Origin of the sequence: Pseudoalteromonas sp. CF6-2 (genome assembly GCF_021729425.1) — a bacterium.
In the GTDB taxonomy this organism is placed as follows: Bacteria; Pseudomonadota; Gammaproteobacteria; order Enterobacterales; family Alteromonadaceae; genus Pseudoalteromonas; species Pseudoalteromonas arabiensis.
In genome coordinates this window covers 409506-432981 of sequence record NZ_CP091443.1, presented here as the reverse complement: position 1 = coordinate 432981, position 23476 = coordinate 409506, and the positions used below count along the sequence as shown (strand labels likewise).

The following is a 23476-nucleotide window of genomic DNA, read 5'->3' as shown; positions in this document are numbered from 1 at the left end:
ATTTACGTAAAAATAGCAATTTGCTGTTGCTAACTTTTCAAAAATACATAAAGATAGGTTTTGCGAAGGCAAAATAATAACGAATAGGAATCTAACAATGAATAAAGCTCAATTAGTTGAAAAAATTGCTACTGATGCAGAAATCTCAAAAGCGGCAGCAACACGTGCACTTGATGCGTTCACTGGCGCGGTTACTAACTCTCTTAAAGAAGGTAACTCAGTAGCATTAGTTGGTTTCGGTACATTCTCAGTAAAAGAACGTGCAGCGCGTACTGGCCGTAACCCACAAACTGGTGCAGAAATTCAAATCGCAGCAGCAACTATCCCAAGCTTTAAAGCGGGTAAAGGTCTTAAAGATCAAGTTAATCCTTAATAAGACTGATTGCTTATTATTAAAAAAAGGGCTTACTAGCCCTTTTTTTGTTTCTTTGCTTTAGCTCAAAAAATGGTTACGCTTTTAGCGCCTTGTCTCCTCGACCAATGCCAACCGCACCAGAACGTACAACTTCAATAAGATCTGTCTCGTGACGTAGTGTATCAAGGAAAGATTCTATTTTTTCAGTACTAGCCACTAGTTGTAACGTGTAGCTATGGCGACCCATATCAAGAATCGCGCCTTGAAATACATCAACCACACGAGTGACCGCTGCGCGGGTGTTTTCGTCTTGGGCAAACACTTTCACAAGTAACAATTCGCGCTCAATATGTGCCATCTCAGTTAGATCAATGATCTTAAGTACATCAACAAGTTTATTAACTTGCTTCGTGATTTGCTCAACGATACGGTCATCACCCATGGTTGTGATGGTAATTCTTGATAATGAATGATCATCCGTTGTGCCAACGGTTAGGCTGTCAATGTTGTAAGCTCGTTGTGAAAACAAGCCAACAATGCGTGATAACGAGCCTGGTTCATTTTCTAATAAAATTGATAAAATACGGCGCATTATGCTTTTACTCCTTTACGTAACCACATGTCGTCTACAGCTCCTAGCTTGATTTGCATAGGGTAAACATGTTCTTTCTCGTCAACACAAATATCTAAAAAAACGAGCCTGTCATTGATTGACATAGCCTTCTCGATTGCTGGTTCTAGTTCATCGATATGGTCGACGCGAATACCCACATGGCCGTAGCTTTCTACTAGTTTTACAAAGTCAGGTAATGATTCCATATAAGAAGATGAGTGACGTCCTGAATACATCATATCTTGCCATTGGCGCACCATGCCAAGTGAACGGTTATTAAGTGAGACTACTTTTACAGCTAAGTTGTATTGTAAACAGGTTGATAGCTCTTGAATGTTCATTTGAATTGAACCATCACCTGTCACACAGATAGATTCTTTATCAGGGAAAGCAAGTTTAACGCCCATAGCAGCTGGCAACCCAAAGCCCATGGTGCCTAAGCCACCTGAATTAATCCATTGGCGTGGGTGTTTGAACGGGTAATACTGAGCTGCAAACATTTGGTGTTGGCCTACATCAGAGCTAACATAAGCATCACCATTGGTTGCTTTATAAATGGCTTCTATTACAGCTTGCGGCTTAATTTTATCGCCATCTGTGCTGTAGCTTAAACACTTTTGTTCGCGCCAGCTAATGATTTGTCGCCACCAATCTTCTTGTGCTGAGCGGTCTATCGCAATAGCACTTTTATCAATCGCTGTTTGAAGTTGTTCAAGAACCGTGTTTAAGCAACCAACAACTGGGATGTGGGCTTTAATGGTTTTAGAGATTGATGTTGGATCTACGTCTACATGGACAATAGTTGCATTTGGGCAAAACTTTTTAACGTTATTAGTTACCCGATCATCGAAACGGGCGCCAAGCGCTAAAATAACATCTGCGTTGGCCATTGCTTTATTGGCTTCTAAGCTGCCATGCATACCAAGCATTCCAATAAAGTTCGGGTGTGTACCACTAATGCCACCTAAACCCATTAGTGTATTCGTGATAGGCGCATTGAGTGACTCAACAAGTCGGGTTAACTGCTCAGAGGTATTAGATAGCACAATACCACCACCAGAGTAGATAACTAATTTCTTTGCTTCTAGAATCGCAGTAACGGCTTTTCTTATTTGTTTTGAATGCCCTTTAGTATTGGGGTTATAGGTTCTTAGCTCAGTTGATTTAGGAAACTCAAATTCGAAAGTAAGTGCTGGGTTTAGCATATCCTTTGGTAGTTCAACAACAACAGGACCAGGGCGACCTGTGCTAGCTATATAGAAAGCTTTTGCAAGAATGGCTGGGATGTCTTTAGCGCTACGACAGTTAAAGCTGTGCTTTACTATGGGCCTTGAGCAGCCAACGATATCCGTTTCTTGGAAAGCGTCGTCACCAATTAGGCCTGTAGGCACTTGGCCAGATAGAACCACCATAGGAATAGAATCCATATAAGCGGTAGCAATACCGGTAATGCAGTTTGTAGCCCCTGGGCCTGAAGTTGCAAGCACAACACCGACCTCACCCGTGGCGCGGGCATAACCATCTGCCATATGTGTAGCAGCTTGTTCATGACGCACTAAGATATGCTCAATATCATCTTGTTGAAAAAGTGCATCATATAGGTCTAGTACAGACCCACCTGGGTAGCCAAAAATATATTTAACCTTTAATTCTTTTAACGCCCGAACGACTAGTTCTGACCCATTGTATTGTGTTTTACTCATCCTCATTCCTCTGTGTGCTAGCTGCGAGAGCATAAAAAAACCCCCGCATAGGGCGGGGGTTTTTTAAAAGCATGCTTTCACCTTTTAATAGCTCCCCGCTGGGCTTGTTAAAAAGACCAGTACGAGAACGTTGACGACTAAAAGGTGACTGCGAATATTCATAGTTTTTAAATTCTTATAAAAGGACAACTCCTAAATAGAGTTGCTGCCTAAAAAATGATTGACTTATTTTTAAGCTTTTTAGCAGGGGATGTCAACTGTAAAAGGTTTTTTTTTGCATTATTTTTCCTTATTTTTGTTTTTATAGTTGTTTTTGTTCTTTTGTTTGTTTTTATTGGCGGTTTTTTAGGAATAACTATGCATTAATTTGATTGTGTTGGTTTATGGCTTAACAGTAATAAATAATATAACTATTGCTTAGCTATGCATAATCTAGCCATAAAAAAAGCCAGTCGAATGACTGGCTTCTTAAAAATTAGTTTGAGACTAAAATTATAGGCGGTCGATTACTGCTTGAGTGAAATCAGTTGTACCATGGCTACCACCTAGGTCGCGTGTAGTACGGTCACCTGTCTTAATAACGTCTGCTACAGCGTTACGAATACGCTCAGCTGTTTCACCCATTTCAAGGTGCTCTAGCATTTGAATTGACGCTAAGATAACTGAAGTTGGGTTAGCAAGGTTCTTACCTGCGATATCAGGAGCACTACCGTGAACAGCTTCAAAGATAGCTGCATCTTCACCGATGTTTGCACCTGGTGCCATACCTAAACCACCAACAAGACCAGCACATAGGTCAGATAGAATGTCACCGAACAAGTTCGTTGTAACAATTACATCAAACTCGTCTGGCGTCATTACTAGCTTCATACATGTTGCATCAACGATCATCTCAGTTGATTCGATTTGCGGGTAACGCTCAGCGACTTCACGTGCAACTTTTAAGAATAAACCAGACGTTGATTTAAGGATGTTAGCTTTGTGTACTGCTGTTACTTTTTTACGGCCTTCGCGTACTGCTAATTCGTATGCAAAAGTAACGATTTTTTCTGCACCTTCACGTGTGATTTTCGACATCGCTTCAGCTTCGTTACCGTCTTCAGATACAACTTGACCAAGACCTGAGTACATACCTTGTGTGTTTTCGCGAACAGTGATGATATCGATATCATCGTAACGAGCTTTCGTACCTGCAAAAGATTTAACTGGACGTACGTTTGCGTATAGGCCAAACTTTTTACGTAATGTAACGTTGATAGATGTGAAACCTTCACCCACTGGTGTAGTTAAAGGACCTTTTAAAGTGATCTTGTTACGCGCAATCGTATCAATGGTTTCTTGCGGAAGTAACTCACCAGTTTTTTCTAGGGCAGCAAGGCCAGCATCAACGAATTCATAATCAAAATCGCAACCTGCAGCTTTAAGGATCTCAAGTGCTGAATCAATAATGCTAGGACCAATGCCGTCGCCTTTGATCACTGTGATGGTTTGTTTAGCCATTTACTTTTCCTATTTATGAGTAGATATACACGTAAATATATCGCGAAATTGAGCACGACTTTACTTGTTAGAAACTTACGTGGATGTGTTTGAAAATTTAAGCGGCTTTTATAGCAATTTATTCAGCTTTTTGCCAGTTTATCCTGTGAATACTGACTATAAATAGGCGAAAGTTCATAATTATTTAACGATTTTGCACGTTTTAACAACACAATCTAAAAATTATCGGCAAACTCACAGGTTTCTAGATATGAATAAAAATCCGCTTTTGATTGCCAGCCAACTAGATTGAGGCTTTGTGCCATGATTTGTTCTTGCCAACTGCTGAAAACCGCGTTGGGTTGAAAAACATAGTAAGCGAATAATTTTATCGCAATCCAGTGTTTTTCCTCACTACCTAATTGTTGCTTTTCCTTTTGCTCACTGTTAAGTAAGTATCCAGTCCATGGGTTATCACCGAGTAATTGCATAAGGTATTCACTAAGTGGTATTTGGTCAATTGCTTTTACGCCAAATAAACAAGCTAAAGGGGCACTAACATTGTTTAATTCTGCTGGTGCAAATAATGTTTTTCGGGATAAAGCCGTAGCATGCTTTTCACACAAAAATACACAGTACGCGTATAAGGGCAGGGTAACTTGTTCAAATTGTTGAATAGTTGAGTGCTTAAAAAAAGCTTGAATAATAACAGCAATATTTTCTAGTCGCTTAACTAGATGCTGTTCTAATGGGTGTGAAATAGTTGCGACTAAACGCTGAAAAAGTACTTTTTGAATAATAGCAGGGGCATTGTCGTAGCCCACCATTGATAAACAATGGCGTAAGTCTTTAGCACGTTGATGCTCTTTGTTATAGGGTTTAACGGCTAAAGTTAATTGCAAAATGAGCTCTGGAAATGGACTCAGTAACTTATTAAGAGCGCTAAAACTGTATTCTTTCGATATTTTTAATTGGCTAATGAGATTGAGGTATTTTTGTCGCTGAGATTTAGCAATGTCTTCAGGGTGCGCAAAATTTATATTGTCGCTGAACCAAACTGTATAGAGTAAGCGGTTATCATCACATGCTCGCTGTTTCTCAAACGTGCTAAGCGTTGCTTTCACTCTATGCCAACGCACCTTTTCAGGGCGAGAAACATCGACAAGTATATGCCGTGCACGATCATCCGTTGCTAAATAAATGAGTGACTGCTCGGCATAATTTACTTCACTGGCAGGTAGGTATGAGCCGGTGTGAGCAATAAAGCTTTTAATCGCTTTTTGAGCAAATTCATTTGGGGTTCGTAAGTAAATGTCAGCCAGTGCTTTGTGTAAACTAATGTGCTCGCCTGTTTGACGATAAGTTATATTCATCGCAATGATATTAGCGAGGGCAACAAGGGTCGTCGCACCATCGTAAATCATTGTTTTTGGCGCACTCAGTAAGGCTTGTTTGTATTTATTAAGGCGTGCAAGTATATGCTGCACACTTAATGTCATAGGCCCAGAGGCATGCAATAATTTTACTGCGAGCTGATGGCGACATTGCCACAGTTTTTTATCTTGTGTGGTGAGAGTCTGTGCACACGCTAACTTATTACTTTGTGATTGCACACATAAATAATTAGCCAAGCAGGTTGCAATAATTTGTTCGCTGATTGCTTGGTTGTAGTTAAGGGCTCGACATAACACACAGGCGAGTACACATTGGTTAACGACTAAATTAGTTGTATAACCATGATCTGGAACATATAAACTTAGTTGCGCTTGCAGGCCTTTAGGACAAGCTTGATAAATGAGGTAGTAACGTTCAGCAAGGTTAGTTAATAGAGGGTATATCTGTGGCCATTTGTTTTTGTGATGATAAAGCTTTAATAATTGGTGAGTGCTATCAAACAAACGCGCTAATTCTCGTGGCGTGACTGGATCCATCATAGCGTGTTAGCCTTCTTGTTGATAGCTTTCATAGGCACTGGGGCCCCATAAAACAAGTTGACCGTTTTTAAATAATAGACCTGTACACTCATCAATTGTTGTAATGCCATCAGATTTAACATGTTGCGTGCGATAAAAAACAATTTGCCATACAACATCTTCTGCTCGTTTCGCATAGGTTAGGTCTGGACTACCTAAATAATCAAGTACGGCATTAAGGTTTTCAGGTTTATCGATTGAAAGCTTGGCAATATAACGTTTATTGAACGCTTCACGATCTTGCCAAATCATTGCTTGAGGATCATCTTTATAAAAAGTGATAACTAGGGCCGCTATAAGTGCGTAAACACCCAATCCTAGTATCAGATATTGGAAAACCTTTTTAAACATGTGTCACTCTTCAATACGAACGCTGCTTTCAGTATACGATCAGTTGCTTTACAGTGCTAATGGATTGCGACTAATTGAGCCTTAACTGCTTTAAACTAAAGCCTAAGTTTATATCTGTTCGCAAGGTAACCAAGTTTTTGGAAATGACAAACAAATCCATCTCGGCAATGAGCTTTCGCTTTAAAGTCGCGTTAAGCGTTTCATCGTCTATGGCATCATCAATCACATTATATTGATTTATCAATTGTTGTGCTGATTTGTTGCCAATACCTTTAACGCCTGGGATATCATTGGTTTTATCACCTGCTAAAGCCCAAAAATCAATTAGCCTGTGCTGTGGCACTGAAAAACGCTTATAAATATCATCTTGGCTGATAAAGTGTTTTTTAAAGTAGTCAAAAACGCTTATGTATTCAGATAAAAATGGTAAAAACCCTTTATCAGTTGAAACGATGGTTGAGGGCACTTTATTTGAGGCGGCCTTGTAGGCGAGAGTCGCAATAATGTCATCTGCTTCATCGTTATCAGGGGAGAAAACAACAATGCCAGTGTGTTCTATCGCTTGCTTAAATAATGCAAGGTTCTTCTTAAGTAAATCAGGCATTGGAGCCCGAGAAGATTTGTAATCTTTAAAGTAGTGATAGCGCCAGCTTCTGTCACCATCAAACACAGCAACGCCATGGGTGGCGTTACATTGCGCACGTAACTTTTTGCAAGCATGAGCCACACGGGCACAACTTGCTTTGATCATATGCTCTTCACTATGGTGACTTTGATTACTATCAACAGCATAGATGCGCCTGATTAGATTAAGCGCATCGATTAAAAGTAACTGGGTGCTCACACAGTCTCCTTGTTACGCTTTAATCTCATAACAAGGAATATACTTGCTGCCAGGGAGTTTCATTCGACCTTGTGCAACAAAGGCTGCAAGCAACTTATCCATGTCGGTCATTAATGTAGGCTCACCGCTGAGTATAAATCGACCATGTTGTTTTATAGCTTGGATACCTTCATCTTTAACGTTACCTGCCACAATACCCGAAAAGGCACGGCGTAAGTTTGCTGCTAATTGTTGTGTAGGTTGATTTAAATGTAAGTCTAAACTGGCCATGTTTTCGTGTGTTGGAACAAAAGGCTGCTGGAAATCATTATCAATTTTCAATGTCCAATTGAAGTAGTAGGCATCACCTTGGCTCTTACGGTAATCGCGAACTTCGGCCATTTGGGTTTTTAGCGATTTACCGACACGGGCAGGGTCATCAATAATGACTTCGAACTTTTCAAGAGCGACTTTACCGAGTGTTTTCTCAACAAACTTGCAAAGCTCGATAAAGTAATTTTCACTCTCTTTAGGGCCCGTGAGTATCACAGGTAAACGTTGTTTTTCGTTATCAGGATGGAGCAAAATACCCAGCAAATACAATAGCTCTTCAGCTGTGCCTGCACCGCCTGGGAAAATAATAATGCCATGTGCCGTTCTTACAAAAGCTTCTAGGCGCTTTTCGATATCGGGTAAAATAACTAATTCATTTACAATCGGGTTCGGTGGCTCAGCAGCAATAATGCTAGGTTCTGTTAACCCTAAATAACGGTTATCTGAAATACGTTGTTTAGCATGCCCGATAGTTGCCCCTTTCATTGGCCCTTTCATTGCGCCAGGGCCACAACCAGTACAAATGTTTAAACCACGTAGGCCAAGCTCATAACCCACCTGCTTAGTGTATTTATACTCAACTTCGTTAATTGAATGGCCGCCCCAGCATACGATCATACTTGGATCACTGTTGACACGAAGCGCACCCGCATTTCTTAGCATGTCAAACACCATATGCGTGATGGCTTTTTGTTCGGTTAAATTTTTCTCATATTTTTGACAGATAAACAAAATATCGCGGATAACTGAGAAAATATGTTCATGAATACCTGAGATGATTTCACCATCGACAAAAGCCGATTCAGGAGGGTTTTCAAGCTCTATTTTAATACCACGTTCACGGCTTAAAAGGCGAATATCAAAATCTTCAAATTTATCGTATATCTCAGAGCTTGAGTCGGTATGACTGCCCACATTTAGGACGGCAAGCACACAGTTTCTAAAAAGTTTATAACGCTCGCTGGTGGATGATTGTTCGAGTAAGTCTACTTCTAGTTGTGATAATAAATCCAGTACGCCTGTAGGATTCAATTGTTTTAACATAAGCACTCTCCTAGCTCATCTATGAGCCTATATCATTGTGTATGTACAAGACTTAAACTAATACCTTTCGCAATAATACTTAATCGTTTTGAGGGGTAGGTTCCCCAATTAATTAAGTAAATTGGTATAATTCATTTATCGACTGACGCACACTCTATTACGCCCTTCGTTCTTGGCACTATAGAGTGCATCGTCAGCACGGTCGAATGCGATAATAGGTGTGTCACCTTTTTTAAGTTGTGTAGCACCAATTGAAATGGTTATTTCAACTTGAGTATCTTTAAATTTAAATGGAATGGCTTGAATCGTTTTACGCAGTTTTTCAAGCGGTAATGATGCATTTTCAAGAGACACTCCTGTCATTAACATGACAAACTCTTCACCGCCATAACGGGCAATAAAGTCAGATTTACGAATTGATTTTTGCAAAGCTTTAGCAATAACTTGCAAGGTTTTATCGCCTGCACTATGACCATATTTATCATTAATTGATTTAAAATGGTCGACATCAATCACAACCAAAGTCAGGTCGGATTCATGGGCATCAAATAAATGAAATTCATGATTAAAGCGCTCATCAAATGCAGCGCGGTTAGGTAACTTAGTCAACCCATCAAGCAAGCTTTTGAACCTTTGTTCATTCAAACGCTGCTTGTAAGTGGTCAGTTTAGATTCTAAATGACCAATTCGACTATTTATATCGTTGAAACTAGCTAATAAGTTTTCACGTTCAGAGTGTTCAAGCTTTTCTTTTGCAATTAAGTCATCACTTAGTGATTTTAGCTCTTCTTCTACCAACTCTTTAAGCACTGAAATAGATGTCGCATCTTGTGTTTTTTTATGTAAGTTTTTAATTTTACTTTCTATTTGCTTATTGAGCGTTTCATATTCAGCACTGAGTGATTCTGAGTGCTTGCTGGTTGATACAATCGAGTGATGTAGGTCTTCGATTGTTTGGTTTAATGAGATTAAAAAGCTTTGCGCAGATTGGCGCTCTTTGCTCATATTACGTGTAATGATAGTGATAATATCGATTGCTGTATCTAGCAGATCATCAACACTGTCATTGTAGGTAATTTTGTTTTTTATACTCTTTATTTGTTCAGCGCTTTCATCTTCTAGCACAAGGTCATTAGCAAGTAGCATTAATTGCTTGGCAAGTTCTGGCTTTATGAGTGCCTCAGCTTCATTTGCTGTGGAGAGTTTCGCTTGCAATGCTTGATGGTAGATTACAATCAACTTTGAAAGTAATGGAACAAAGTCATGATTTGACTGGATATTATTTAATTCATGATCGAGTAAATGACGAAGTGTTCTGCGCGCATCGTCTGGTAAACCTTTTACTTTTTGAAGTTGCTTACCGGCATCAAGGACAGTGTCGTTCAACTCGCGTTGTAGCGCCATTTGTTTCGTTTCTTGATTTTTTAACAGCCCAAGAATATCGTTGATGAAGGGTTCGAGTAGCTGAAAGTCTACCCCTTTTCTTAATGCATTACGGTATTTGGCAAGACGGTTGTCTAGTTCAATGTCTAGCCCTTTACAGCTGAGCGATAATTTTGCCGCAAACTGTGAGAGCAATTCAACTTGATGCTTACGAGCGTCTTCGACGACCATGCGTGCGTCGATCGCTTGTTTTAACTTTTTATTAAGAACATCATGCTGCTGTTGCACCGAGTAATACCGCCATTTAGATTCAAATTTCAATACCCTAAGTTTACAACAAATTAATGCGAAATGTAGGCGCGAAGTCAAAAACTTAGCGAATTTGTTTATCAAGCTTATTGCATTGGGACTTTATCGGTTTTTAATTCACATTTTTTTACTCAGTTGGTAGGCTAGCTTGTAATTTTGATACTAAGAAAAAAGAGTTATTATGAAAAAGTTGTTGGCCATGTCAATATTAGCGGCGTGCTCAAGCAGTGCATTTGCTGATGTTAATTATTCACTGTCTATTACTGAACCTGAACACCATTTAGGTAATGTGCGTGTTGAGTTTCCTGAAACTGCACAAGCACATTTGGATATTAAACTTCCCGCTTGGCGCACAGGTCGTTACGAAATTTTAAATCTTGCCAATGGCGTACGCTTTTTCGATGCAAAAGATGATGATGGTAAAGCGTTAAAGTGGGAAAAAATTGACCACAGCACTTGGCGTGTTCACCTAAATGAGCCAACGCAAGTAAATGTTGATTACCAAGTCTATGCCAATGAGCTTGGTAAGCGTGCTCGTCACATTGATGATAGCCATGCATTTATTGATGCCTCGGGCTTCTTCATGTTCAGTGAATCATTTCGCCAAGACCCTGTTACTGTAAATCTAAACGTACCAAAAGCGTGGCGTTCAGTGTCAGGTATGGAAAATGCGGGTTCTAAACATAGCTTCAAAGCCGCTGATTACGACATTTTAGTAGATTCGCCAATTGAAAGTGGTATCAATGAGCTACACAAGTTCACTGTTGATGGTCGTGAATACGAACTCGTTATTTGGGGTGATGGCAACTACGACGTAGACCAAATGCTAACCGATCTTAAAAAGCTAGTGGCAACTGGCAATGTTATTTGGGATAGCTACCCGTATGAACGTTATGTATTTATGGTACATGCCACATCAGGTGCAGGCGGTGCAACAGAGCATTTAAACTCAACCATTATCCAGCGTCCACGTGACCGTTTTGGTTCTCGTAAAGATTACCTCGCGTTTATTAGCACTGCTGCCCACGAATTTATTCATACGTGGAATGTTAAAGCGTATCGTCCAAAGGGGATTGCCCCTTATGATTACACAAATATTAACTACACGAAAACATTGTGGATAGCAGAAGGCTCAACCAGCTACTTTGAAGATCACTTAATGGTGCGCTCGGGTATTGAAACAACCGATGAGTTTTTTGACACCCTAACTAAAACGATTAATCGTCACTTACAAACACCGGGTCGCGAAGTACAAAGCGCAACCGAAACCAGTTTTGATAAGTGGATCAACCAAGGCGGCGACCACGCTCGCAACTACAGCACTAATATCTATCTAGAAGGGTCATTGATTTCAATGGCGCTTGATATTGATTTACTTGAAAAAAGCGATGGCAAAATTAGCTACCGTGATGTTCACCGTGCACTTTACAACAAGCACCGTTTACCAGATGGTTTTACGCCAGATGATGTTAAAGCGATTTTAAAAGAGCTTACAGGTCGCGATTACAGCGCTTGGTGGCAAGCGAATGTGGATGAACCAGCAGCTATCGACTTCGATGCATTACTTGAAAAAGTCGGTTTAGGTTTAATTCGCCCTGAAGGGGCAAAATCAGTACCGAGTATTGATTCGTTCGCTAAAAACAGTGGTGAGTTACTTACCTTGACTCACGTTCGCCGTGGTGGTGCTGCTTGGCAAGCGGGTTTAACGACAGATGACAAAATTGTTGCATTCAACAAAAAGCATGTTGGTAAAGATTTAACAGCTAGCCTTGAAACATTTAAAGCAGGCGACACCGTGACTGTTGATTTCATTAGACGTGATGCCCTGCAAAGCACGACGCTGACACTGAGCGAAGACTTTGATAAAGAGAAAAAGGTAAAAGCATTAAAAGATGCAACACCCGCTCAAATGGCATTGTTTAAAGCATGGATGGGTGTTGATCACCCAAACCAAGAAAAATAACAGCCAATTTAATGTTTAATGATTTTTGACTGGTAAGAGAGGAGCTGCGGCTCCTTTCTTTTTGTTTGGTGTTTGCTGCGCTTTCACAAACTGCTTAGTGTACTTTGTGTTTAATAATGCACTGTGGAGTTGCTGCTTTTTACGTCGCCAAAATGACTTTTTAACTTTGTCTGATCTATCCCTAATATCGCTTTGTGAATTTTCAGGTTGCGATACCGGGTAGGGCAGCAAAGAGTAACCATAAACGCCTGTTTCCCAAACGTACTGTAAATCGCAATCAACGGGACGGCCAAATGTGGCAGTGGCTTTTAACAGCGCTTTTGCACCGGCCAAGCTAACAGCTGTTGCACAGCAGCCAGACATCAGCTTTTTATGAATGACTAAATGCTGCTCATCAGCCAGGAGTTTGGTAAAAGCAATGTCGCGCTGACGGTCTTTGTAAGCAGCCAATTTTATTAGCTGCCAAGGCTGCTTTAACCTATTAATGTTTTCAATTGCACTGTGAATGGAGCGGTCAAGAACAAAGTCATCTTCTAAAATAATAGCGTAGTCGAGTTGTCTATCGACTATTGTTTGCCATGCTTTTCGGTGGCTCAGGTAACAACCAATTTCACCTTTACTCAATGGCTTATGGTATTTTTTTAGGTTTAAATCAGCACTATAGTGCTTAGCTATCTCTGTATCAGACAGCTCTCTTCCATCAATTGCATCAAGGCGTTCAAATGCCAAATTTTGTGCATTTAGCTCATGGCTAACACGGTTTAATCGTTCAGTAGAGCTTGCTAAGTTAATTACAAAAATAGCGGTCATGATAATCACCTAAATAGCCGTTTAAAGCAGGCTAGCAATCGTCAATGACGCTTGAATGTCAGTACTATTTATTTTTTATGTCAGGGCGAGGGGTATTTAAAATTGTTTGTTTTTCTTGCTCGGATAAAATGATCCAATCAAAAATTTCATCATTGCTGCGACCACAGCCTGTACAATAGCCATTAAGGCGATGACATTGGCCGATGCAATCTGTTTTGAATTGGCTGGTTGGTTTTTTTGAATTTGTCATAGTGATGAGAAGGCTATTGTCTATTAGCCTTCAAGGGTATTTTATTAGCCTTCAAGGGTATTTTATTTGCCTTCAAGGGTATTTTATTTGCCTTCAACGGGTTTACCAATTTCAAGAGTGGTAGACCAAGGCTGTTTACGTGATAAGGTTTTACCCGAATGAATTGAGATAACAGGGTTGTTTTCGTCAAGCACAAAGGTCGTGCGCAACGATTCAGCTGACTCTTTTTGTGTTTGATGCCAATTATTACCAGCTAAACACGCTTGAGTAAAATTAACCGCACGAGTGTGATCGGCCACAGCTTGCTGCTGTTGCTCATAGTTGCCTACACAGCGGTAGGTGACATTGTCTTTATCAAGCGCGGTAATTTGACAGTTATCAGCAATAAGGTTGTATTTTGCTGTCCATGTTTCCATGTATTTAGTGTTTACACGGCTACGTTTTAAGCCTTCAAAGCGGTTGTCGTAAGCACCTAATAGGGCGTTAATTTTCTCGCAAGGGGTTAAGTTATCAATGGCAGCTTGTTGTTCAGTTGTCAGTCCCGTACAACCTGTTAAAACAAGGCTGGTTAGTAAAGCGGCGAGTGGCTTTTTCATATCAGGCTATCCTTTTAAATAGCAGTTCCTTAAACGTTTTATAAAGGATACCTAAGCCCTTGTAAAAATGCTATGAAAGACATAAAAATATTAGTTTTGAATTAATTAGGCTTGATCTAATACACAGATATTTACTTTTTCACTAACGTGTATAGAATTGCCGCCTATTGCTGGACGCATACTTTCAAACTAAAGGAATTAGATGAAGTACTTATATACCCTCACGATATTGATCCAAACCTTTGCAATTATCATTTTATATCAAGATCCGAACTATCAGACATTAGCACTGATTTTTGCTCCAGCTATCCTGTTATCTTTATTTGGGGGGTTGTATTTTATTTTTAAAAATAAATGGTTAGCTTACACAGGAATGCTAGGTTGTGTTGTTTTTGTGCCTATTGGCGCACTCGGGGTTTTTGCTTTGAGAAGTGAGATGGATAATGAAATTAAACGTGATTTCTTAAGGAGTTTACGTAGTGAGTGAATATGATGCTACAGCCGAGCCGCTTGAAACATTTGGCGTTGCTGATAAACATAAAAACATTTTGTTATATATGGGCATTGCCGCATTGGTAATAGGACTACTTATTGTGCCACATTTAATCGGCATGGGTATTTTTATGATAGCCATATTTTTCTTTCATAGTAAGTTAGAGGCAGTGAGGTTTTATAAAGACTACTCAGAGGTCAAGTTAGCTATTGCAAGACCAAGGTGGTTTATCAAAAACAAAGATATAAACTCCGCTGAAATAATAAAAGATTTTTTGCACTTAGAAGTTGCGGCAAAGGAAAAAACGATCACGCGTAAGATCCCGCTGAAAATATTTGCTGAGGATGACCGGAAAAAGATAATTAGCCACTATAAAAAATTGGCGGGATAGAATAAATAGTAAGCGCGGTGCTGCAAATTAGCACCGCTTTTTAAAGTAATAGTAATACAGCGCTAAATCTTCGTTTTACCAGTAATATTGGTTACTTTTACTGAGCCAGAACCATCAGTTAATAACTCAAAGTTTGCTGCGGTATCAACGCGGATGCTACCAGAGCCATCTGAAACGACTACATCACCTGAAATATCATTTAAATCAATTCCACCCGAACCATCGTGTACTTCGATATTGCCTTGAGCTTTTACAACATCAATATTGCCTGAGCCGTCATGAATTTTAATATCACCGCTGATATTACGCGCATCTATGCTGCCTGAACCGTCATTGATTTCTAATCTGCCTGCAATGTCATTCGCTGTAATTGAACCAGAACCATCGTTGATCACTGTATCAGCGACTTTGCTAATAATAATCTCACCAGAGCCATCATGCACATCGACATTAAATGAGCGAGGGATCGCAACGGTTAAGTCAATGCGAGTTTGCTTGTTGGTTTGATATTCACATTGACCTGCACTAAGCGCAGCACTCTTATCTTTAGCTTCAAGCGTTAGGCAATATTCATCATGAGGCTTTTCTTGATAAATCTCGGCTTTAACGCTCACTTCATCACCGTCAGTGCCGGTAATGTGTAAAAAACCAGAGCCAGCTTGTACTTTTAATGCGGTTAATGATGCTGCATCAAGGGTGAGGTTTTTAGTTGTTTGCAAAGGCATTTCACCCCAAGCAAATGTGTGTGCTGACAATAAACCTGCAGCAATTAGCGAGAGTGTTTTTACTGTACTTAACATGGTTCTTCCCTTTCATATGTATGGTGTTATTAGCTTAGTCGCAGGTGCTGGTATAAAAGGTTTAAACAATTTAAAAACTTTTTAAAAAATAATTCTGCTTTGTTTATTTTGTTAGTATCCAGCTTCTTATCGTTAAAAGCGTTAATACTGCCGTAAAAACATATCATTATTTTTTTCTTTTGCTAATTTAAACTTTTTGGCCTCCAAGGAGTAATAATGAAAAAAATAACCTTCCTAAGTGCTTTGCTGTGCACCAGCTTTTTTGTTTGTAGTGAAGAAACAGAAACAACCTTAAACGCGTACGCTGCTGGGTACGTCGCCAATTTTTCCTGTAGTGCCACGTTTAATGCTGGCAAAACGACTGAGCAAATCGTTACAGATGAACTCACGGGGATTTATCCTTTAATCGCAGCCACGGTAAAAACACTGCAAGCGAACATTGATACCGAGCATAAGCGAGTCACTGTTGATTATGATAAAGATAAGCAGCGCATATCCGTGTGGCGTCCTCGTTTAGGCTGTGTTGATTTGCCGGTAGGGGCTAGCCTAGAATCTGCATCACTTGTGCAAGCGCCGTTTAAAGAAAACTTAGCTTACCAAAAGGATGAGGGTAAGCCTTGGCAAACGCTAAATGGTGTTAATAAAGCAACGGGCAATGAGGCGCTTGATGGGGTTATTGCTCAGGCTTTTACACGTCATTATGGCGAAGGAGCACGTACTTCAGCAATATTAATAGCGAGCCCTCAGGCGATTTTAGCAGAGCAATATAAGGCAGGTTTTACCCCAGAAACTGCTCAGCGTACTTGGTCCGTTGCAAAAAGTATTGGCGCGAGCATCATTGGTGTGGCGGTAGAGCAAAAACGACTTGATGTTACTAAGCCAGCAGGACTTAAAAATTGGTCTCATCCGCTTGACCCACGAGGTGAAATTACCTTGGAAAACTTGCTTCATATGGCATCAGGCTTAGACAGTAATAAAGCGGGTAACCGGACGGATCGTGTGTATATGGGGGGCGGTTTAGTGTCTGATACTGCAACGCATACTGCGCTTGAAGTAAAGCCTGGCAGCCGCTGGAAATATGCCAATAACGACACCATGTTAGCGCTACGGACCTTACGAGAAACGTTCAACGATGAGGCGAGTTACTTACGTTATCCGTATGAAAACTTGCTCGATAAAATTGGCATGCAGCATACTTTTTTAGAATCTGACTGGCAAAGTGACTTTATTTTGTCATCGCAAGTGTGGACGACCTCACGAGATCTTGCTCGTTTAGGGCTATTACATCTAAATAATGGTCGTTGGCAAGGTGAGCAAATATTACCAAAAGATTGGTTAAGTTATATTAGTAAACCAGCCCCTGCTCAGCCCCCAGAAACTGCACCTGGATACGGCGCGCAGTGGTGGCTTTATAACGAGCGCTTCCCAGAACTACCAAACGATACCATCGCAGCGCGAGGCAACCGTGGTCAATATTTGGTAATTATTCCAAGTGAGCAGCTAGTTATTGTTAGGCGAGGGTATGATCTTGCGGGTCTTAAAGGCTTTAAGGAACATGACTTTACCCGTGATGTTTTAAAAGCACTTAGGCAATAAGATTTAAGATGCACCTGAAAAGGTGCATCTTAATGTACTTCATTTACTTATGACGGCCTTGTAAACAGCTCACCACATCAGCCAGCGATAGGCCTTGGCGGTGCAATAACACAGTTAAGTGATACAGTAAGTCAGCCGATTCATTGGTTAATTCATCGTTATCATGTTTCATGGCTGCAAGGGCAACTTCGACACCTTCTTCACCCACTTTTTGGCAACTACGGCTTAAGTCTTTTGCAAACAAAGACGCAGTGTAGCTTTTGCTTGGATCATCGTCTTTACGTGAAACAATCACTTGTTCAAGCTCTGCTAAAAAAGACAAACTAGGTTTTGCATCATCGCCAAAACAGCTTTGTGTACCCAAGTGACATGTTGGGCCAAGTGGGTTTGCTAGCACTAATAGTGAGTCGTAATCGCAGTCGGTGTGCACAGAAACTACTTCAAGGTAGTTTTCTGATGTTTCGCCTTTGGTCCATAAACGCTCTTTAGAACGCGAGTAAAAAGTTACTTTTTGTTTGTCGAAAGTGGCAGCTAATGCGTCTTGATTCATAAAGCCTTGCATTAAAATCACCCCAGTGCGTGCGTCTTGCACGATAGCTGGGATCAATTCGCTTTTGGCAAAGTCGACTTGAGAAAGAGTGTCTTTGGTTAATTGCATAGTCTTGCCGCTATATTATTATCAGTTAAAAATTGTTTTAGTTCGCCAATATCAATGACGTTCTTGTGAAATACGCTGGCAGCAAGCGCACCATCAACGTGGCTTTGCCCAAATACATCAACAAAGTCTTGCATGGTCCCTGCGCCACCTGAAGCAATCAGTGGAATATCGCACAGTGCACGCATTTTTGATAGCTGAACATTGTCGTAGCCTTTACGCACGCCATCTTGGTTCATGCAATTAAGGACGATTTCGCCAGCACCTAGGTCTTGCACGCGCTTAACCCATTCTTCGGTTTTGTAGCGAGTACGGCTTGATGCATTTGGGTCGCCAGTTAATTGGTACACCAAATACTCACCAGTTTTTTCATCATAAAAGCTATCAATCCCCACAACCACGCATTGTTTACCAAACTCATCGTGTAACTCTTTGATAAGCTCTGGGCGAGCAATTGCGGGGCTGTTAATACTGATTTTATCTGCGCCACGTTCTAAAACACGTGCGGCATCTGCAACAGATTTAATGCCGCCCGCCACACAAAATGGAATATCAATATGGCGCGCAATGTTCTCTACCCAATTGACATCAAGTAGGCGTTTTTCGACGCTGGCACTGATTTCATAAAAAACTAGTTCATCCGCACCGGCATCGCTGTAGGCCTTGGCAAGCGTTAAAATATCACCAACCACTTCATGGCCTTTAAATTTAACACCTTTAACGACTTGGCCATCTTTTACATCTAAACAAGGGATTATGCGTTTTGATAACATGCTAACGCCTCCTCAACATTAAAGGCACCATCGAGTAATGATTTACCTAAGATAACACCGCCAACGCCCAGTTTTTTTAGCTTAGCAATATCATCAAGTGAGCTTACACCGCCTGATGCTTGAACTTTAATCTCGCTGTTGTGGTTAGTTAGATCTTCATAAAGTGCAAACGAAGGGCCGGTCATGGTGCCGTCTTTACTGATATCAGTACACAGAAAATCAACCACACCCAGTGCCACGTAAAAATCAACAAGTTCGAACAAACCAAACTCAGATTCACTTAACCAACCATGTGTTGCTGGCGCCCAGCCGTTGTTAGTTTTATTCACATCCAGTGCGATAACGAAGTGCTTTGCACCAAATTTTTCAATCCATGCTTGTACTTGCTCACGCTTTTCAACGGCCATTGAGCCAATCACGACTTGGTTAGCACCGGCTTCAAGCCAGTCAGCAACATCTTGCTCTGAGCGAATACCGCCGCCCACTTGATAAGGGACATTAAGCGCTTTAGTTGCGGCTTGAATATGCTGCCACTGTTTTTTATTTGGATTGCGCGCGCCTTCTAAATCAACTAGGTGCAGTTTGCCTGCGCCGCTGTTTGCGTACTCTTGTAAGCGTGCGCCAAGTTCGTAAGGGTAAAATTGTGCGGTATCATACTTACCTTGGTATAAGCGCACAATTTGGTTTTGTAATACATCGAGTGCTGGAATAATCACGTTTATTTCTCTTATTTTTTGCTGCGCTTACAGCTGCCAATCTAAAAAGTTTTGTAAAAGTCGGGTGCCTACTTTGGCGCTTCGTTCTGGGTGGAACTGCATGCCTGCGTAGTTATCTTTGGCAACAATTGCTGAAAAAGCCTGTCCGTATTCACCGCTAACAAGGGTGGCATCGTTCACTGTATGAGCAAAGCTATGCACAAAGTACACTTGATCTTGCGCTGATAACCCCTTAGTAAGGGCATGCTCTTTTAACACGCTTAGGTCATTCCAGCCCATGTGTGGTGAGGTTAATGCGCCCACTTCTAAGTGCTTAACAATACCTGGTATTTTGCCAAGGCAATCAACGTTGCCTTCTTCTGTGCTGTCGCAAAGTAATTGCATGCCTAAACAAATGCCCATCAGCGGGCGCTGATATTCATCAATTGCTTGCTGCCAGCCACCGTCTTTTAGGCGTTTCATGGCAACAGAAGCATGACCTACGCCGGGTAAAATCGCACGTTCAAAGCCTTTTAGTTGCTCAGGTGAGGTGATCACCTCTGGTGTTTCACCTAAGCGTTCAAAGGCAAAACGAACAGAGTTAATATTCGCACAACCGGTATTAATTATAGCAATCATAAACACCCCTTAGAGCTAGCCGTTTGTTGCGAAGCATCTTTTGCAATCGCAGCGCGAAGTGCTCTTGCAAACGCTTTAAATAGGCCTTCAACTTGGTGATGACAGTTACCATCGCTAACCGACAAAATTAGGCTCATGGCGGCATTATCACTCAAACTTTTAAAGAAGTGCTCAACCATTTGTACGTCTAAGTCGCCCACTTGTTCACGGCTAAAATCGGCATTTAATACAAACGAGGCGCGGCCTGATAAATCAATTTGCGCTTCTGCTTTACATTCATCCATAGGGAGTGCAAAACCATAGCGACCAATTTGCGTTTTTGTACCTAGTGCTTGTTTAAGGGCTAGGCCAAGCGCAATGCCGATATCTTCAACTAGGTGGTGTTCGTCAATGTGTAAGTCGCCAGTGGCTTGAATATTAAGTCCGATATTGGCGTGTGTGCGAATTTGGTCAAGCATGTGATCGAAAAAGCCAAGGCCAGTGCTAATTTCGCCATTTTTTGTTTGGTCTAAATTAACTTGCACATCGATTTGTGTTTCTTTGGTGTTGCGAGTGACACGGCCTTCACGGTTCGCGGTTGTCAGTTTAGTGACAATGGCATCCCAGCTGCCGTCATACAAAATACCTTCACAACATAAGTTATTGGCAAGTCCAATATCTGTTTGGCGGTCGCCAATCACAAATGAGCGTGCTAAATCGACTTTACCTGACCGCATAAGCTCTGTAAGTAAGCCGGTTTTTGGTTTACGGCAGTCACAATTTTGCTCATCAAAGTGAGGGCAAATCAGAACTTCATCAAATTTAATCCCTTGGCTGTTTAAGATATCCATCATCTTGTCTTGAGCAATATCAAAATCAGCGGTAGGGAAGCTATCTGTGCCTAAACCATCTTGGTTTGAAACCATCACCAGGCGGTAACCTGCCGCTTGAAGTTGTAATAGAGCAGGGATCACATTCGGCAAAAATACTAATTTCTCGAGGCTATCAACCTGTTTGTCGGTGATAGGCTCTTCGATAATCGTGCCATCGCGGTCAATAAATAAATACGGGTTACTCATGATAATTCCTGTTCTACTGTTTTGCTGGTCAGTGATAAACCATCTAACCATACTTTTACTTGTTCTAGTTCTTGCTCGTTACCGATAGAAATTCGTAACCAATCATTTTCGCCATATAAAGTGAAGGCACGCATCACGAGTCCTTGCTCAAGTGCGATATTAAATGATTGTTTGTCTTTTAGTTTTAAGGTGACGAAGTTACCTTCACCGCTCAGGACTTTGATAACAGCAGGTGATTGCTCAAGCCAGCTTTTCAGTTTGGCTTTTAAGCTATTTAAAATAGTTACCTGACGGCGCATTGAAGCGATGTTGTCACTACTTAATGCATCTGCGGCAATGCTCGCAACCACCGTTGATACAGGATAAGGCGCAATCACTTTACGAATAGGCGCAAGCAGCTCACTGTTGGCTAAGGTGAAGCCTGTTCTTAAGCCTGCAAGTGCAAATGCTTTTGATAAGGTTCTTAGTACCACAAGGTTACTAAACTCGTTGATCAGGCTTGCCGCAGTTTGCTCTGGGCAAAATTCTATATAAGCCTCATCAACCACGACAATCGCTTTACCCGCAAGTTGTTGGGTGACTTTTCTGATTTTGTCTTGGCTTGTCATGCTGCCGGTTGGGTTATTTGGATTACAAATAAATACCAGTTTTGAGTCAGCAACCGCAGTGACAATCTCATCAACCGTGCCTTTTAATAACAGCTCTTGAGTTAAACCGTTAATTGCAATGTTGTGGGTATCAGCGGTCACTTTGTACATGCCGTAAGTTGGCAAAAAGAGTGCAATGCTATCTTTAGCAGGGCTACAAAAAGTACGTACTAATAGTTCGATACCTTCGTCAGCGCCGCGAGTCATTAGTACTTGCTCAGGCTCTAAATTAGCATAGCAAGCGTAACGAGTGATCACTTGCTGAGGCTGCGGATCTGGGTAGCGATTTAAATCTGCTAAATTGATATTTGGCGTACGTGAATACGGGCTTTCATTGGCATTTAACCACGTTGTGCCTGTCAGCTTTTCACTTTTCGCCGAACTGTAGGCTGTAAGCGCTGCAATGTTATCTGGCAACAGTGTCGTTATTTTTGAATTATCGCTCATTGTTCATAGCCTCAAGACGAATTGAAACAGCATTCGCGTGAGCATCAAGCCCTTCTGCTGCAGCTAAAGGTAAAATTGCTTTAGATAATTCACGTAAGCCATTTTTGCTGATGGTTTGTACTGTGTAAGTTCTAAAGAAGTCCAGTAAGTTTAAGCTCGAATAGGTCGCACTGTAACCATACGTTGGTAGTACGTGGTTCGTGCCAGATGCATAGTCACCGGCAGACTCCGGAGTGTAATCACCGACAAATACTGAGCCGGCATTTTTTACTAAGCTCAAATAAGGTTGCGCATCAGCAAGTTGTAGAATAAGGTGCTCAGGACCATATTGTGCAGACACTGCAAAGGCTTGCTCAACCGAGTCCACTAATATCAAGCTTGAGTTTGCAAGCGCTTGCTCGGCAGTGTCTTTACGACTTAACTTTGCTAGCTGCTCAGTTAATGCTTGCTGTGTTTTTTCAATGATGCGTTCGCTATTACACAGTAAAATAACCTGTGAATCTGCACCGTGCTCTGCTTGCGATAATAAATCTGCCGCAATAAACTCTGGATTTGCACGCTCATCAGCAATCACTAACACTTCAGAGGGGCCAGCAGGCATATCAATCGCCATGCCCGGAATAGTTTGCGCAACGAGTTGTTTTGCCATGGTGACAAAACTATTTCCTGGGCCAAAAATCTTGTTCACTTTAGGCACTGACTCTGTGCCGTATGCCATTGCTGCAATAGCACCTGCGCCGCCGCTTTCTACAATAGTTTTAATACCACATAGTTTTGCTGCATATAAAATGGCAGGGTTGATTGTTTCGTCTGCTTTTACAGGTGTAGTAAGCACAACGGTTTGTGCACCGCTTAACTGTGCAAGCACCCCTTGCATGATCACTGACGATGGCAATGGTGCACTGCCACCTGGCACGTAAATACCCACCGCTTCAATGACTTGATATTTAAGTTCACACAATACGCCAGGTTGCGTGGTTAACTTAATGTCTTTAGGTAATTGTGCTTGGTGAAAGCGTTTTACATTGGCATAGGCCGTTTCGATGGCGGCTTTTAACTCGTTTGATAATAACTGCTCAGCTTGATTAATTTCTTCAATTGGCACTAATAAGCGAGGTGTTTCGCGCTTATCAAACTCTTTTGCCATCTTTAATAACGCTGCGTCACCGTCTGTTTTGACTGCATTTAAGATGTCGATGCAAATTGCTTCAACCTCTTTACTGGCAGTAACAGCAGGGCGGGTAAGTACCGCCTGCTGTGCTTGTTGATTTTCCTCATTCCAGCGAAACATGGATAA

The 23476-nt window shown here is 41.2% G+C and carries 24 protein-coding genes; 5 read left to right on the top strand and 19 right to left on the bottom strand.

The genetic code is table 11. The features are described 5' to 3' along the window. The first annotated feature begins 97 nt into the window (after positions 1-97). Entirely contained in the window at positions 98-373 is a 276-nt protein-coding gene (locus tag L3Q70_RS18655; protein WP_036972004.1) for an HU family DNA-binding protein, read from the top strand. Positions 374-449: 76 nt separating this feature from the next. Here the strand turns inward: L3Q70_RS18655 and ilvN are convergent, their stop codons facing one another. The 8 genes from ilvN to L3Q70_RS18615 form a co-directional block, all read right to left on the bottom strand. Continuing rightward, entirely contained in the window at positions 450-947 is a 498-nt protein-coding gene (gene ilvN / locus L3Q70_RS18650) for an acetolactate synthase small subunit (RefSeq protein ID WP_036972002.1), read from the bottom strand. Then, positions 947-2671: an acetolactate synthase 3 large subunit gene (locus tag L3Q70_RS18645; protein WP_062568109.1), complete on the bottom strand. Its 1725-nt coding sequence runs from the start codon at positions 2669-2671 to the stop codon at positions 947-949. The genes ilvN and L3Q70_RS18645 overlap by 1 nt, the downstream gene beginning before the upstream one ends. A gap of 492 nt (positions 2672-3163) precedes the next feature. After that, positions 3164-4171, bottom strand: coding sequence for an isocitrate dehydrogenase (locus L3Q70_RS18640; RefSeq protein WP_062568108.1), 1008 nt, complete (start codon positions 4169-4171; stop codon positions 3164-3166). A 215-nt stretch (positions 4172-4386) separates the two neighbouring features. Then, positions 4387-6084, bottom strand: a complete 1698-nt coding sequence (locus L3Q70_RS18635) for a hypothetical protein (protein WP_237115295.1) — start codon at positions 6082-6084, stop codon at positions 4387-4389. 6 nt (positions 6085-6090) lie between these two features. Next, complete coding sequence (locus L3Q70_RS18630; RefSeq protein ID WP_062568106.1) at positions 6091-6474, bottom strand: DUF3192 domain-containing protein; 384 nt, start codon at positions 6472-6474, stop codon at positions 6091-6093. Between the two features lie 70 nt (positions 6475-6544). After that, entirely contained in the window at positions 6545-7318 is a 774-nt protein-coding gene (xni, locus tag L3Q70_RS18625) for a flap endonuclease Xni (RefSeq protein ID WP_237115294.1), read from the bottom strand. 12 nt (positions 7319-7330) lie between these two features. Continuing rightward, positions 7331-8674: a nucleotide 5'-monophosphate nucleosidase PpnN gene (gene ppnN, locus L3Q70_RS18620; protein WP_237115293.1), complete on the bottom strand. Its 1344-nt coding sequence runs from the start codon at positions 8672-8674 to the stop codon at positions 7331-7333. Positions 8675-8809: 135 nt separating this feature from the next. Further along, positions 8810-10345, bottom strand: coding sequence for a diguanylate cyclase (locus L3Q70_RS18615; RefSeq protein ID WP_338053560.1), 1536 nt, complete (start codon positions 10343-10345; stop codon positions 8810-8812). A 202-nt stretch (positions 10346-10547) separates the two neighbouring features. On the opposite strand from L3Q70_RS18615, the gene L3Q70_RS18610 reads away from it, so the two are divergent. Next, on the top strand, positions 10548-12329 hold the full coding sequence (locus L3Q70_RS18610; RefSeq protein WP_062568103.1) for a PDZ domain-containing protein: 1782 nt from the start codon (positions 10548-10550) through the stop codon (positions 12327-12329). Between the two features lie 15 nt (positions 12330-12344). Here L3Q70_RS18610 and L3Q70_RS18605 read toward each other — a convergent pair whose 3' ends face one another. The 3 genes from L3Q70_RS18605 to L3Q70_RS18595 all read right to left on the bottom strand — a co-directional run bounded on the left by L3Q70_RS18605 (position 12345) and on the right by L3Q70_RS18595 (position 13985). Beyond that, positions 12345-13139: a glycosyltransferase family 25 protein gene (locus tag L3Q70_RS18605; RefSeq protein ID WP_237115292.1), complete on the bottom strand. Its 795-nt coding sequence runs from the start codon at positions 13137-13139 to the stop codon at positions 12345-12347. A 64-nt stretch (positions 13140-13203) separates the two neighbouring features. After that, a complete protein-coding gene (locus L3Q70_RS18600) occupies positions 13204-13389 on the bottom strand; it encodes a DUF1289 domain-containing protein (RefSeq protein ID WP_062568101.1) in 186 nt (61 codons plus the stop codon). An 83-nt stretch (positions 13390-13472) separates the two neighbouring features. Next, complete coding sequence (locus tag L3Q70_RS18595; protein WP_062568100.1) at positions 13473-13985, bottom strand: hypothetical protein; 513 nt, start codon at positions 13983-13985, stop codon at positions 13473-13475. Between the two features lie 202 nt (positions 13986-14187). Here L3Q70_RS18595 and L3Q70_RS18590 point away from each other — a divergent pair, with 202 nt between their 5' ends. Both L3Q70_RS18590 and L3Q70_RS18585 read left to right on the top strand, forming a co-directional pair. Then, the gene (locus tag L3Q70_RS18590) at positions 14188-14472 is read left to right on the top strand and encodes a hypothetical protein (RefSeq protein ID WP_062568099.1); all 285 of its coding nucleotides are present in this window, start codon (positions 14188-14190) and stop codon (positions 14470-14472) included. Next, complete coding sequence (locus L3Q70_RS18585) at positions 14465-14869, top strand: hypothetical protein (RefSeq protein ID WP_062568098.1); 405 nt, start codon at positions 14465-14467, stop codon at positions 14867-14869. Before L3Q70_RS18590 ends, L3Q70_RS18585 begins: the two co-directional genes overlap by 8 nt. Positions 14870-14931: 62 nt before the next feature. Here L3Q70_RS18585 and L3Q70_RS18580 read toward each other — a convergent pair whose 3' ends face one another. After that, a complete protein-coding gene (locus L3Q70_RS18580; RefSeq protein WP_237115291.1) occupies positions 14932-15669 on the bottom strand; it encodes a hypothetical protein in 738 nt (245 codons plus the stop codon). Between the two features lie 216 nt (positions 15670-15885). On the opposite strand from L3Q70_RS18580, the gene L3Q70_RS18575 reads away from it, so the two are divergent. Further along, positions 15886-17265 (top strand): serine hydrolase, encoded by a 1380-nt coding sequence (locus L3Q70_RS18575; RefSeq protein WP_237115290.1) that lies wholly within the window; start codon positions 15886-15888, stop codon positions 17263-17265. A 43-nt stretch (positions 17266-17308) separates the two neighbouring features. Here L3Q70_RS18575 and hisIE read toward each other — a convergent pair whose 3' ends face one another. From hisIE to hisD, 7 genes are read right to left on the bottom strand one after another with little or no spacing between them, the layout of a single operon-like run. Then, on the bottom strand, positions 17309-17923 hold the full coding sequence (gene hisIE, locus L3Q70_RS18570; RefSeq protein ID WP_237115289.1) for a bifunctional phosphoribosyl-AMP cyclohydrolase/phosphoribosyl-ATP diphosphatase HisIE: 615 nt from the start codon (positions 17921-17923) through the stop codon (positions 17309-17311). Next, positions 17914-18693 carry an imidazole glycerol phosphate synthase subunit HisF gene (hisF, locus tag L3Q70_RS18565; protein ID WP_237115288.1) on the bottom strand — a complete coding sequence of 260 codons (780 nt, stop codon included), beginning with the start codon at positions 18691-18693 and terminating at the stop codon, positions 17914-17916. The genes hisIE and hisF overlap by 10 nt, the downstream gene beginning before the upstream one ends. Then, the gene (locus L3Q70_RS18560; RefSeq protein WP_237115287.1) at positions 18675-19409 is read right to left on the bottom strand and encodes a 1-(5-phosphoribosyl)-5-[(5-phosphoribosylamino)methylideneamino] imidazole-4-carboxamide isomerase; all 735 of its coding nucleotides are present in this window, start codon (positions 19407-19409) and stop codon (positions 18675-18677) included. Before L3Q70_RS18560 ends, hisF begins: the two co-directional genes overlap by 19 nt. 27 nt (positions 19410-19436) lie before the next feature. Next, the gene (gene hisH / locus L3Q70_RS18555; RefSeq protein WP_237115697.1) at positions 19437-20027 is read right to left on the bottom strand and encodes an imidazole glycerol phosphate synthase subunit HisH; all 591 of its coding nucleotides are present in this window, start codon (positions 20025-20027) and stop codon (positions 19437-19439) included. Next, positions 20024-21085, bottom strand: coding sequence for a bifunctional histidinol-phosphatase/imidazoleglycerol-phosphate dehydratase HisB (gene hisB / locus L3Q70_RS18550; protein WP_062568091.1), 1062 nt, complete (start codon positions 21083-21085; stop codon positions 20024-20026). Before hisB ends, hisH begins: the two co-directional genes overlap by 4 nt. Beyond that, positions 21082-22179 (bottom strand): histidinol-phosphate transaminase, encoded by a 1098-nt coding sequence (hisC, locus tag L3Q70_RS18545; protein ID WP_062568090.1) that lies wholly within the window; start codon positions 22177-22179, stop codon positions 21082-21084. The genes hisB and hisC overlap by 4 nt, the downstream gene beginning before the upstream one ends. Continuing rightward, complete coding sequence (hisD, locus tag L3Q70_RS18540; protein WP_237115696.1) at positions 22169-23470, bottom strand: histidinol dehydrogenase; 1302 nt, start codon at positions 23468-23470, stop codon at positions 22169-22171. Before hisD ends, hisC begins: the two co-directional genes overlap by 11 nt. Positions 23471-23476 lie beyond the last annotated feature (6 nt).

Excerpts from the sequence above, each read along its gene's own strand:
- L3Q70_RS18655 (WP_036972004.1), top strand. The coding sequence starts at position 98 with ATGAATAAAGCTCAATTAGTTGAAAAAATTGCTACTGATGCAGAAATC.
- ilvN (WP_036972002.1), bottom strand. The coding sequence starts at position 947 with ATGCGCCGTATTTTATCAATTTTATTAGAAAATGAACCAGGCTCGTTA.
- L3Q70_RS18645 (WP_062568109.1), bottom strand. The coding sequence starts at position 2,671 with ATGAGTAAAACACAATACAATGGGTCAGAACTAGTCGTTCGGGCGTTA.
- L3Q70_RS18640 (WP_062568108.1), bottom strand. The coding sequence starts at position 4,171 with ATGGCTAAACAAACCATCACAGTGATCAAAGGCGACGGCATTGGTCCT.
- L3Q70_RS18635 (WP_237115295.1), bottom strand. The coding sequence starts at position 6,084 with ATGATGGATCCAGTCACGCCACGAGAATTAGCGCGTTTGTTTGATAGC.
- L3Q70_RS18630 (WP_062568106.1), bottom strand. The coding sequence starts at position 6,474 with ATGTTTAAAAAGGTTTTCCAATATCTGATACTAGGATTGGGTGTTTAC.
- ppnN (WP_237115293.1), bottom strand. The coding sequence starts at position 8,674 with ATGTTAAAACAATTGAATCCTACAGGCGTACTGGATTTATTATCACAA.
- L3Q70_RS18610 (WP_062568103.1), top strand. The coding sequence starts at position 10,548 with ATGAAAAAGTTGTTGGCCATGTCAATATTAGCGGCGTGCTCAAGCAGT.
- L3Q70_RS18605 (WP_237115292.1), bottom strand. The coding sequence starts at position 13,139 with ATGACCGCTATTTTTGTAATTAACTTAGCAAGCTCTACTGAACGATTA.
- L3Q70_RS18600 (WP_062568101.1), bottom strand. The coding sequence starts at position 13,389 with ATGACAAATTCAAAAAAACCAACCAGCCAATTCAAAACAGATTGCATC.
- L3Q70_RS18595 (WP_062568100.1), bottom strand. The coding sequence starts at position 13,985 with ATGAAAAAGCCACTCGCCGCTTTACTAACCAGCCTTGTTTTAACAGGT.
- L3Q70_RS18590 (WP_062568099.1), top strand. The coding sequence starts at position 14,188 with ATGAAGTACTTATATACCCTCACGATATTGATCCAAACCTTTGCAATT.
- L3Q70_RS18580 (WP_237115291.1), bottom strand. The coding sequence starts at position 15,669 with ATGTTAAGTACAGTAAAAACACTCTCGCTAATTGCTGCAGGTTTATTG.
- L3Q70_RS18575 (WP_237115290.1), top strand. The coding sequence starts at position 15,886 with ATGAAAAAAATAACCTTCCTAAGTGCTTTGCTGTGCACCAGCTTTTTT.
- hisIE (WP_237115289.1), bottom strand. The coding sequence starts at position 17,923 with ATGCAATTAACCAAAGACACTCTTTCTCAAGTCGACTTTGCCAAAAGC.
- hisF (WP_237115288.1), bottom strand. The coding sequence starts at position 18,693 with ATGTTATCAAAACGCATAATCCCTTGTTTAGATGTAAAAGATGGCCAA.
- hisH (WP_237115697.1), bottom strand. The coding sequence starts at position 20,027 with ATGATTGCTATAATTAATACCGGTTGTGCGAATATTAACTCTGTTCGT.
- hisB (WP_062568091.1), bottom strand. The coding sequence starts at position 21,085 with ATGAGTAACCCGTATTTATTTATTGACCGCGATGGCACGATTATCGAA.
- hisC (WP_062568090.1), bottom strand. The coding sequence starts at position 22,179 with ATGAGCGATAATTCAAAAATAACGACACTGTTGCCAGATAACATTGCA.
- hisD (WP_237115696.1), bottom strand. The coding sequence starts at position 23,470 with ATGTTTCGCTGGAATGAGGAAAATCAACAAGCACAGCAGGCGGTACTT.